7 protein-coding genes and 1 pseudogene are annotated in these 11,077 nt (G+C 42.0%); 4 read left to right on the forward strand and 4 right to left on the reverse strand.

Annotated elements, in window-relative coordinates; all coding sequences use genetic code 11:
- The first annotated feature begins 539 nt into the window (after positions 1–539).
- From V7K21_RS16085 to V7K21_RS16100, 4 genes are all read left to right on the forward strand, one after another.
- A complete protein-coding gene (locus V7K21_RS16085) occupies positions 540–899 on the forward strand; it encodes an NAD(P)H-quinone oxidoreductase subunit M (RefSeq protein WP_334962111.1) in 360 nt (119 codons plus the stop codon).
- A 768-nt stretch (positions 900–1,667) separates the two neighbouring features.
- Positions 1,668–3,944, forward strand: coding sequence for a protein phosphatase 2C domain-containing protein (locus tag V7K21_RS16090; protein ID WP_335175830.1), 2,277 nt, complete (start codon positions 1,668–1,670; stop codon positions 3,942–3,944).
- A gap of 146 nt (positions 3,945–4,090) precedes the next feature.
- Positions 4,091–5,671: a CHAT domain-containing protein gene (locus tag V7K21_RS16095; RefSeq protein WP_335175832.1), complete on the forward strand. Its 1,581-nt coding sequence runs from the start codon at positions 4,091–4,093 to the stop codon at positions 5,669–5,671.
- A 150-nt stretch (positions 5,672–5,821) separates the two neighbouring features.
- Positions 5,822–6,469, forward strand: coding sequence for a hypothetical protein (locus tag V7K21_RS16100; RefSeq protein ID WP_335175834.1), 648 nt, complete (start codon positions 5,822–5,824; stop codon positions 6,467–6,469).
- Positions 6,470–6,806: 337 nt separating this feature from the next.
- Here the strand turns inward: V7K21_RS16100 and V7K21_RS16105 are convergent, their stop codons facing one another.
- The 4 genes and pseudogenes from V7K21_RS16105 to V7K21_RS16120 all read right to left on the reverse strand — a co-directional run bounded on the left by V7K21_RS16105 (position 6,807) and on the right by V7K21_RS16120 (position 10,639).
- Entirely contained in the window at positions 6,807–8,186 is a 1,380-nt protein-coding gene (locus V7K21_RS16105; protein ID WP_335175836.1) for a PrsW family glutamic-type intramembrane protease, read from the reverse strand.
- Positions 8,187–8,644: 458 nt separating this feature from the next.
- Complete coding sequence (locus tag V7K21_RS16110) at positions 8,645–9,247, reverse strand: DJ-1/PfpI family protein (protein WP_335175838.1); 603 nt, start codon at positions 9,245–9,247, stop codon at positions 8,645–8,647.
- Positions 9,248–9,456: 209 nt separating this feature from the next.
- Positions 9,457–9,909, reverse strand: a complete 453-nt coding sequence (locus V7K21_RS16115) for a nitrate reductase associated protein (protein WP_335175840.1) — start codon at positions 9,907–9,909, stop codon at positions 9,457–9,459.
- Between the two features lie 255 nt (positions 9,910–10,164).
- Positions 10,165–10,639 (reverse strand): annotated as a pseudogene (locus V7K21_RS16120) (phosphate-starvation-inducible PsiE family protein).
- Between the last annotated feature and the right edge of the window lie 438 nt (positions 10,640–11,077).

Consider the following 11,077-nt stretch of genomic DNA (forward strand, 5'->3'; position numbering starts at 1 on the left):
TGTTTATACGTAAGTAAAACCGCTTAATTTTTTGGAATTTACTAAAGCCAGAGGTGGATGTAGCGCTATTCAGTAAAATTACTTGATGTACGTTTTTTGCAATAGAAAATTCCGAATAAATTGATGAGCATAATCATTAAGGTAAAAACTTTTGTTATCCATAAAAAAACGTACACAGATCAAATTATTCCGATTGAGTGCTTTTCCCTACTGGCTTTTGGGCTTGAAAAGTACAAAAATCTTAGCAGTAGGTAAGATTAGTAGACCGCTTTGACTTGTTTGTATACCCCAAATGAAAACACTCTCTCCAATAATTTTTACAGGAAAATAATTTGACTACTGTCAGTACTAGCAGCTAACTGCGTCTTCAACTCCTAACATAAGTAGTAAGTTAGTCAGTACAGGTGATATTTTTACTTATGCCCATTCAATATACCCTTTTAAAACTGCGTTCAAAGCTTGTAAATTGAGAGCATTCAAGCTCAGAAATTGCGGCTACAATAATTTCAGTGTAATTCACCCAAATCTTACACCCTTTTATGGATAACCCGATGCTGCTCAAGTCCACAACCCGGCATGTCCGCATTTTTGCAGGCGAAATTGACCGGGATGGCGAACTGATTCCCAGTCAACAGGTTTTAACATTAGATGTTGACCCAGATAACGAATTTAACTGGAATGAAGATGCGCTGCAAAAAGTTTATCGAAAATTTGATGAACTAGTGGAAGCATCTAGTGGCGCAGACCTCACAGACTATAACTTGCGCCGTGTGGGGTCAGACTTAGAGCATTATCTGCGATCGCTCCTGCAACTCGGCGAAATCAGCTACAATCTTTCTGCCCGCGTTACCAACTACAGCATGGGAGTTCCCCAAGTTGCAATTAACGACAAACAATAAGCGAATGAGTTAGTAGCAGGCTAGGCTGGCTGAACCCTTTTGACAATTCAGGTCATCTGCAAAAGCCCACGAAAAACTCAGCCCCCTAACCCCTTTACCGACGCTTTAAAGGGGAAAATTCAAATTCTCTGACGCCACGAGTGGCTCGCCGGACGCCAGTCGCTCATGGGGAACCACTGCCTGCGGTGGACGGCTTAAGAGGCATAAAGGAGGCAGTGCACCCTTGCGGTTTCCCGACTATCTTGAAGCAACTGCCGTCAAGTGCCGTAGAAACCCCTTCTCCAGAGCGCTGGCTCCCCAACGCAGTGGCTCCTCCTAGTAGGAAAGAGAAATAGAAGTGAGGTTTTCTTGATTCGTCAGGTACTTTTGCCAAAATTATTATATTTGCTATTCTTAATTCTTAATTAAAGTTAATTGTTGCTATCCTACTTATAAACTAAATAAATGCTAACATCATCTACTTCTTGATGATGGGGTAATTCAGCAAAAGCAAATAGCGCAGTTATGCTTGGGTTATGCTTTGGTAACAGGGTTGGATTTAGTTGCTTTGGCGATAGAGAGTCACAGAGCAATACAAGCTATGATGAGGCTGTAGGGTTGACTTGGGAGCATATTTTTTGGATAAGTAAGTATTTGCACCTGCTGATATCCACCAGCTAAAATCATCATCTAAAGTCTGGGTATGTCAAGTTTAAGAAGATGAGCGGTCTAGATTGTCCCTACTAATGCTGTTAAAGAAATTGCCAATCGCTGATCGGTGCGAAAACTATGGAAAATGACGCGGCAACGCTCCACTGTCCAAATGAAAATTGTCAGGCTGCCAACCCCCTGACTCACAAGTTTTGCCAGCGATGCTCAACGCCCCTACCGAAAAATTACCTCTGGGCTGTGGTAGATGGCCCAAGTGTGGGTAGCCCTGGAGAAATATTAGCCGATCGCTATTTAGTCCTTGAGAAATCTGTTCTTTTAGATACGAAGCCTGGTTTATTGGCGCTAACGCCTGAGTTAGATAATTTACAGCCTCTAAAAGCTTACCTAAGACTCATTCCCTACCGTTTACACGTACCACAGGTATATGGAGTGCTATTTCTAGCTGATAGCCTCCCCGATCAAGAAATATTACTCTTAGAAAAACCGCCACTATTAGTAGATGACACAATCCAACAAGTGCAGTTAGGCAGCGAGTTAACCACCGCTTGGCGTGATGCTACATCGATGCGCCAACTCAATTGGTTATGGCAAATAGCTCATCTGTGGCAACCTCTTGTGAGTGAAGGTGTCGCCTCTAGCTTGCTTGACTCATATGTATTACGGGTAGAAGGATCATTAGTCCGTTTGTTGGAATTGCGTTTTGATGCCGCAACATCACCAGAATTGCCCCAATTAGGTGGATTCTGGCAGCAGTTGGTTAGTGATGCCAAACCAGCCATAGCTGAATTTATTGATCACATTAGCCTTTCCTTAATTCAGGGAGAGATCAATTCAACCGATCAATTAATCACAGTTTTAGATGGGGGATTAGCTGGGTTAGGGCGATCGCAAACACCCACGATCAAAATCATCACCAAAACCGACACTGGGCCAAGTCGCCAACGGAACGAAGATGCCTGTAGCCCACCCAGTGGAACTATTGTCAGCAAACCACCCCAGCCAACAGCCTTAGCAATTGTCTGTGATGGCATCGGTGGACATGAGGGTGGCAATGTTGCATCAAATTTAGCGATTGAAACGATCCAGCAGCAGGTACAGCAACTAACAAAAGTTCCCTACGACCACATAGACCCCTCACTCCTGCTTAATGATTTAGAAAAGGCAGTGGCAATTGCCAATGATAAAATTAGTCAGCGCAATGACGGTGAAAATCGTCAAGGGCGTCAACGCATGGGTACAACTTTAGTCATGGCATTACCTGTTGCACATGAAATGTACATTACCCACGTTGGCGATAGTCGTGCTTACTGGATTACCCGCCACGGCTGTTATCAAGTTACCCTCGACGATGATGTTGCTTCCCGCGAGGTGCGGCTAGGTTATGCCATTTATCGTGAGGCTGTACAACAGAGTGCTGCTGGCTCTCTAGTTCAAGCTTTGGGCATGGGACCGAGCACTTCATTGCATCCCACATCTGGACGGTTTATGCTCGACGAAGATGCTGTTTTTCTGCTCACATCTGATGGTTTGAGTGATTTTGATCGGGTGGAAGAATATTGGGAAACAGAAATCTTGCCGATTTTAGTTGGGGAAGCAAATATAGCAAATGTTGCGGATAGATTAGTTGAAATCGCTAATGCTAAAAATGGACACGATAATGTCACCGTCGCTTTAGTCCACTATCAAGTCCAGTACTGGGAACCAGAAATCACGATCAAAGTCGTCATTCCAGAGAGTTATTCTGCCAAAACTGTTGATTTAGTGTCGAGAGCAGCAGATCCGACACTTTTAGCTCGCCCCAACCACAAAACTCAGGTCATTCCAGACACTGAGCATGCTAAAACTCGCAGTTTACCGCTACAGTGGATAGTTTTGTTAATAGTTGTGGTAGCAGCAGGTTCTTTAGGATTGCTCGTGAAGCAACTGCGATCGCAATCATGGCAATTTCCATTTTTTTCCAATCCGACAACAACTCCAAACCCTACCATCAAAGCGACATCTGCACCGCGATCGCTTGCTAACCTTTCTCCTGGCTGGGTAATTAAAACCAACAATCAAATCTCTTTGGGAAACAACCAATCGCTTCCCCCTGGAGTTTTTTTAGAAGTTATCAACACAAAACCAAATCCCAAACCGGCTTCTGGTAATTCGGTGTCTATGCGAGTCTGTGCCAATAAAAGCACGCAAACTCCAGCTAATACTAGTAACCCAGCAGTAACTTCCTCAATTCCACTAAATTCAAAACCTTTGCCGTCAACAGAGAAAACAGTATTGCTGGACTTATCCCAACTCAAACGCTTTGGGGTATCTGTTTTACAATCAGACGTACCAAATCCATGTAGAACCGTCATCCAACCGCCAGCGATTCCATCACCTGACACTAGTCCAACTTAGTTAAATACTCGATAAACTGGTAAAAACCTGGAATAATAACAGGTAACAACCAAAAGAAAAACTTACAAGGTCAAAAAGTAGAAAATTTTCATCTTGAAGAATTGTTATTTTAAATTATTTGTTTTAGCTTTTAGTTTAATGAATCCATGCCATCCCTGAATTTGGCGATCGCCCGTCTCTTAAACACTGGCACTGACAACTTCGCCATTTGGGTGGTCAAGGCTCCCTATCCAAGTGGCTACGTTTTACGTGACTGTGTATGGCCTGTTGAAGTCAATCAAGTCTGGCAAGAATGGCAGCAGATGTTTGCTGGTCATAGTCGCCTAGATATTTCCCCAAACTCAACATCTCAAAAGTTCAACCCATTCTCCATAGATTGGATTTCCCCACCTTCAGGTCAAACCACTGGCCCCTACAGCAGTCGTCTGATGCAACACTTAGGAATGAATTTATGGCGCTGGGTATTCGACGAGCAAATTCTTGGTAGCCTGGAACGCAGTCGCGGTATTGCTATGGGTAAGAATACACGTTTGCGCTTTCGACTAGAAATTCGTGATCCGGATCTGATCGCTCTGCCTTGGGAAATTATGCAGCGTCAGCCTGGTCAATCCGCTATGTCTCTCTCCCCAGATTTGCTATTTAGTCGCACCAGCAGTGAAGTTGATGCCTTACCGTATTTGCGAACTGACCAGGCTCTAAGTATCCTGCTGGTTTTAGGTCATGATGAAAACCTGGAACTGGAACAAGAAGCTGCTATCCTACAGCAAACTCTTGCAGATACGCCTGTGGGTGGTAATTCCCAAAGATATGCACCTTGTATAGTGAATCAACTCATACAACCAACTCCACAGGAGTTGATTCAAGAATTAGAAACCAGAGCATACAATGTTTTCTTTTACGCTGGACATGGTTTGCCAGACCCAGACGGGGGGTTACTGTTTTTGCAACCAGACATGCCCTTGAATGGGATAGAATTGGCACAAGTATTGACTCGTACAGGTGTGAAACTAGCGGTTTTCAACGCCTGTTGGGGCGCACAACCAGCTGCTATCAATCATCAAGCTATACCTGCTAGCAGTTTAGCAGAAGTACTGATTCGTCATGGTGTGCCTGCGGTTTTGGGGATGCGCGATGAAATTGCTGACCACGAAAGCCACAGTTTTATTCAAGCCTTTACCGAAGCTTTGCGATCGCACAAACCAATTGATGAAGCGGTAGCACTGGCTAGGCAAGAGTTATTAACATTGTATAAATTTAATCAACCTGCTTGGACTTTGCCTGTTCTCTACCTGCATCCAGATTTTGACGGTGAACTCATTAAAAATCTGGATGAAGGGATTACCGAACTACCAGACACAGCCATCCCTGATGTAGGTTCTGCGCTTCCAACTGCTTCTTTGCGATCACTCACCTCAAAAGGGAAAACCTGGTTACTGCCTTATGGAGTCACCCGCATCGGCCGCACGAAAGATAATGAGATTGTCATTCCGGAACCATCTATATCCAAACGCCACGCCGAAATCTTCTGCCGCGATACTCTTACTGATGCTACACTGTTGCGAACTTATTACTTAGAAGATTTTTCCACCTACGGGACAACCTGGTTTTTAGGGCCTAATGGCTGGCAACAAATCCTCCGAGAGGAAGTCCCTTTGAAATCGGGAATACAGTTAAAGTTTGGAAGTCCTAAAGGTGAAATCTGGGAGTTTATTATTGAAAACTCATAGCAGGGCTATTGCATAAATGTATTTTGGTCTTTAGCATCAGCCTTTAAAATAATCTATTTTTAATAGAGAAAAAATCAATTGTTTTTGCGGAAATCTCTTCTTGGGAATTGTAGCTGTCAATACCACCAAATAATTGTGAGGTAAGAAAAAATGGCTAATAAAATTAACGGCTCAGACACTTACTCTTCTTTGCCGTCTCAAATAAATTTAGAGTTATTAAAAGCGTTACTGGAACCAGACGATGCTACATATCCCTGGAATCCAGCGGATGAAGAGTCAGAAGCTTATTTTCACGAGTTAGAACAACAGTTTGGAATGGAAGATTTGCTTGAGGAAGAACTGACAACGCGATCGCAAGATTTTTATAGCCATCTAGACACACTTTGGTCTGGTATTGCTTCTGTACCAGACTACAATAGCAACCTACAACAGGCAGTAGTGCTTAATCTTCAAGAAACATTACGTACTAGTTTTGCCGCCTGTATCCCTCAAGGATTGCTCAACACCATCGCTACCAAAGCTGCTGAAATTTTTGCTGTCCAGCAATCAATAGGTGACCAACTGGTTGAATGCGTTCAGACAGTACTACCAACTTGGGGAACAGAGGACCTTTTAGTTTTGGCTCGTCCTTTTGCTTACGCGATGCGGAGTAGCGAATCACAAAACGCGTCATCTGCGGTTAGTAATCTTAACAATAGTGAGTGGACAGCTTTATCAGAAGTAGACAAAGCAAAGGTTAGTTTAGCGATCGCTTACTATGCTTTTACTCAACTCAACAAGTCTCAGTCTCAATCTTAAATAGGCAACAGGTGACAGGTGAGAGGTGACAGAGAATAGAAAAGTAGAGAAAGCTAAATTTTTTTCATCGGGCGCTGTATTCGCGTAGCCCCCCCTTTGTACTCACTCTGTTCAGAGACGTCTTTTGGAAAGATGTTGGTTTGTCTTACGCAGAGGCGCAAAGAAAGAGTCGAAAATCAAGATTTTTTCAAGAGATTTAATGATCTTTATTTATTAGGTATAGCTGTACCAGTATAGATTTACAGTGGGCTAATTTTGAAACTAGGCCATCTATCCCAAGAGATAAATATTCAAAAATCATTAGACATTGATTATTTCTCCCACACTCCCTCCCCTCTTATTTTGGGCCCAGAAATCGGGTAGCAAAATTTTGCGATCGCGTCGGTGACAGCGCTCGTGCCTTGAGAATTGCCGCCATCAAAAAGGCGTAAGATAACACCCCTACAACTACCAACAGCAAGGCATTAATTGATCCTGTAGCATTCCACAGGGCATGGAGAGCAGAGGCACTAAGATAACCAATAGAAAGAATTTGCCAACTTCTACTGGGTTTTAGGACAGCCAACCCGATAAAATAACCCAGGTAGCCACTATAAGCCATGTGTCCGGCTACAGAGCCTAAAATTCGCGGAATTAGCAGCTGTAAACCCGCCAGTTGACCAGCAGCGCCTGTACCCACCTGTTGCGCGACATTTTGAGTGATATCTGGTACATATTGACCGAGAGTTTCTAATAGAGTGAAACCCACAGCAGAAGCTGTTCCCAGGAGAATACCATCTAGAGGTTCCCAAACGCCTATCCGTTCCCGCCAAGGTGAAGACAACATTCTACCGATGGCAAACGCTGCTAGTACAGGCAATGCCTTGAGTAATTCCTCCATCAACCCAGCTCCAAAAAACATCCGCACCAGCAACTCTGTGAAGGTAATAGATTCTTGGGGTAAGGGCAAGCTTCTAGGTAGGATGCGAAACACAAAGATAAATAAATCCAGCAGCGGACTGAGTAAAATCAGCGTTGTACCCAATGCCGCACCCATTAGCACCCACCAAGGCTTCTGTTTACCGCAAAGTTGGTAAACAAAATAGTAGGCAGCGAAGGCGATGTAACTTGCTACGATCACTTGATTAGCTCGGGGCTGACCAACTGTAGCAAACATTAGCACTACAAAAATTACGGTCAGTATTCCCGGTATGAGGTAAGCTTTACGAGTTAAATCCTTACCAGTAGAAATAATCGGAAAAAGCTGTGTGAAGCTAACAGAATCTGGCTGCTTTAATTGCGTGTGGTTGTGGTAGTTTGTTGCCGAAGGTAATGATGTAACTTGGTTAACTGTTGTGGCCGGGGTTTGGTAGGTAAACTCGTACTCAAAAACGTATTGTGGACCATCAGCACCTAGAGAAAAGCGATCGCCTGGGTGCAGTTCCTGACATTCATACAAGCGTTGTCCATTCAAATAAGTGCCATTAGCGCTATTTAAATCACAAAGCACCCAGCTGAATTTGCTATCTGGGGATAGAGAGAGGGGACGAACCACTGCATGACGACGAGATACCATTCGATACGTCATGGCATCCAAGACAACTTGGCAGCTGGGGTCGCGTCCAATTACCATCTCTTTACTGGGGGGCAGCGAGTAGCGAGATTCTGATTCAAAAGCTGCCCCATTACCAGACACTAGCCGCAGAAATGCATTATGTCTTGCGTTTTTGCCTGTCATCGATAAGAAGTGCGTTTCTAAACTAATTCTTCATATAATTTGGCAGCAGGACTAACCTTAGCCACATTAACAGCAGCATTGCTAAATCCACTATAGCTTCACTTCCTGCTAAGAAATTTAAAATTTATGATGCAAAATTTCAAATTGTTTCACCTAATGTAAATAAGTATTCCATTTGCTGAGAGTTTGTCCTAAACCTGGCTTGCTAGGCGGATAAATCAGATTGTATCGGTGCTGTACTCAAGACATCCTAGTTGCAAATTAAACCCACGGCAATTTATCAAAAAATAGTAGTTTTTACTGCATATAGTTTCATCAAAAAACTATATGATTTTCAGTTGTCTATTGTCTGTTGTTTTTGCCACTGATAATTGACTAAGCTCCATCGGGGCAGGGAGTAGGGAGTAGTGAAAGAAACTGCCCCGAAGATTGAATCAAAAGATTTCCCGTATCTTGCCTCAAACAGCTGTAGCCAGTTCTGGGTGTTCAATCTTAGTTCCAAGTACTGTGAGGAATTCTGCTAGCCAACGGGGGTGAGCAGGCCAAGCTGGTGCTGTCACCAAGTTACCATCAACTATTGCCTGATTAACAGGGATATCGACATAAATCCCTCCAGCACTCTTGATATCTGGGCTACAAGCAGGGTACCCAGTACATCTCTTGCCTTGCAGTACATCAGCAGCTGCCAATAACTGCAAGCCGTGGCAGATGGCAGCAATAGGTTTATTCGTTTGGGCAAAGTGACGGGTGATTTCTAGCACCTGTTGATTTAGACGGATATATTCTGGTGCTCGTCTTCCGGGAATGACTAAAGCATCATAAATTGCCGCTTCTACTTCTGCAAACGTAGCTTTTAAAGTGAAATTGTGACCGGGTTTTTCGCTGTAAGTCTGGTCTTTTTCAAAGTCGTGAACTGCCGTCTGCACCTTGTCGCCAGCTTTTTTGTCGGGACAAACTGCATGGACAGTGTGTCCCACCATTTGCAACGCCTGGAAAGGAACCATTACTTCATAATCTTCTACATAGTCCCCAATAAGCATCAAAAGTTTTTTTGCAGCCATATTTTTGTTACCCTCACCTATTAGTCAATAGTTAATAGTTGTTTATAAAATAAATATTAATTTAGAGTCAGCTACGTTAGGCGTTAGCCTATCCGGTAATTTCTGATACATTACGGCACTAACTGTGCTGTAATGTATCATTTTAGGGCGGCAAGTTAACAAAGTGTAATTCATCTTACAGATTTGTTCTGTTAATGACTATTGACTAATTAAAGCAAATGGAATTCTGCGATCGCTTTAGGAAAGTTTTTATTTTCATGTCCTGGGCGGCTGAGTTTAATCAAGGCAAAACGCTGTAACGGCGTTAAAGCTGCCCAATGTTGCTGTGTCATGGTAACACCTATTTCTTCAGCTTTTTCCTGGATGCTGGCTGGTACAATGGCAGAGTCTAGCCATGCAGGATGAGGCTCGATGGGCAATTTTGTAGTTGCTATACCCGTGCGTTGTAAAATTAATTCCTGGATATGTTCGCGGTAAGACTGAATTTCCGTTTCTGTAGTGCAAGGTAATTCGACTAAAGCTTGACGCTCTGCTGTAGTCATTTGATTCCAATCAGACAATTTTAGCTTGATGCCACAGGTATCTAATTTACAACGCATCTGCATGGGGATGCAACGCAGAGAATCAACAAAGTCTGCTTCGAATTCAAAGAAATATGCCATAAGTAAGTATTCAAAATTCAAGCATTCAAAATTAAGGATTTTTAATCATTGATAATTTTTATATCTCAGTTACATAAATTATGAATTAAAAATAAGGCTTCTCTATTGATCGCACATTAATTATTTGTCTAAAATACTGTTTAGGCTAATTTTAAGCATCAATTTTACTATACTATATTGGCAAAATTTTTCTTTTTACCTATCTTTAAGTACATTTATGCTTGAAAACAGCTTATTATGTCTTTATTTTTAACATTAATTTTTGGAATTACTTAGACGAATTATCAGATAACTAATTGAGAGGGCAAGAATAGCAATTCCTAAACAAATTATATCAATACCTGGAACTTTTTATAAGTCAAGAATAATAATTTTTCTGGCAACAGCGATTAAAGATGTGACAATAACTAATTCAACTTGAAAAACGTGTTTTCGTAAATAAGCTGTGATATTCTCTAAAATTTCTAAAGCAATTAAAACATTCAAAAATAGCCCAAAAATTTTATACAATGTTGTGTTAAACCTTGCATAAGGCGCTGTAAATAGCTCTTTCAAAATAAATATTCTTAAATCCCCGTAGGCGTAGCCCGCCGATAGGCATCGCTACCAGAATTACAATTACCATAAAAATAGATAGAGCTTTAGAAACTAGCACTTCTATGTTTTCGATGATGTGCATGAAGTTCTCATCTTTGGTAGTTTCTCTAATTCGCCTCAGTAGCTTTCTCATAATGCTGCACCCGATTCCAAAATAAAATAAAATCCCATAGATAAATCTAGAGGATTAAAAAAATAGGAGTTACCAAAGCTTTGTAAGTTTTTTATTCTTTATCCATAGCTAAAATAGACATTAGTAAAACCTCTTCTTACGAGATATTTAACCTCTTTAGATATAGTAATTGGTAACAGCCAAAATTAGATATTTAGAAAAAATGATAATAACTATTGACTATTGATTATTGACTAAATTACCTATTGCTGGTTAGAAATTATCTCTTGAGCGGTACACTTAGGAGCTTACGATTGTGAGGACTGGAGTTGATAATCTTTGACTGTTACTTGCACATAAATTGGGGTCTTGTCCACTTTTGGTGATCATGTTTGGGGATGCTCTCAATTGAGCGATGGTGCAAGCACCCGCCAAGCGCGATCGCAAAAGATGAATTTT

The sequence above is a fragment of the Nostoc sp. genome, assembly GCF_036919595.1.
GTDB lineage: Bacteria > Cyanobacteriota > Cyanobacteriia > Cyanobacteriales > Nostocaceae > Nostoc.

Bases quoted from the DNA above. Each gene is read 5' to 3' on its own strand.
- V7K21_RS16110 (WP_335175838.1), bottom strand. From the start codon at position 9,247: ATGGCTGCAAAAAAACTTTTGATGCTTATTGGGGACTATGTAGAAGAT.
- V7K21_RS16100 (WP_335175834.1), top strand. From the start codon at position 5,822: ATGGCTAATAAAATTAACGGCTCAGACACTTACTCTTCTTTGCCGTCT.
- V7K21_RS16085 (WP_334962111.1), top strand. From the start codon at position 540: ATGGATAACCCGATGCTGCTCAAGTCCACAACCCGGCATGTCCGCATT.
- V7K21_RS16105 (WP_335175836.1), bottom strand. From the start codon at position 8,186: ATGACAGGCAAAAACGCAAGACATAATGCATTTCTGCGGCTAGTGTCT.
- V7K21_RS16115 (WP_335175840.1), bottom strand. From the start codon at position 9,909: ATGGCATATTTCTTTGAATTCGAAGCAGACTTTGTTGATTCTCTGCGT.
- V7K21_RS16090 (WP_335175830.1), top strand. From the start codon at position 1,668: ATGGAAAATGACGCGGCAACGCTCCACTGTCCAAATGAAAATTGTCAG.
- V7K21_RS16095 (WP_335175832.1), top strand. From the start codon at position 4,091: ATGCCATCCCTGAATTTGGCGATCGCCCGTCTCTTAAACACTGGCACT.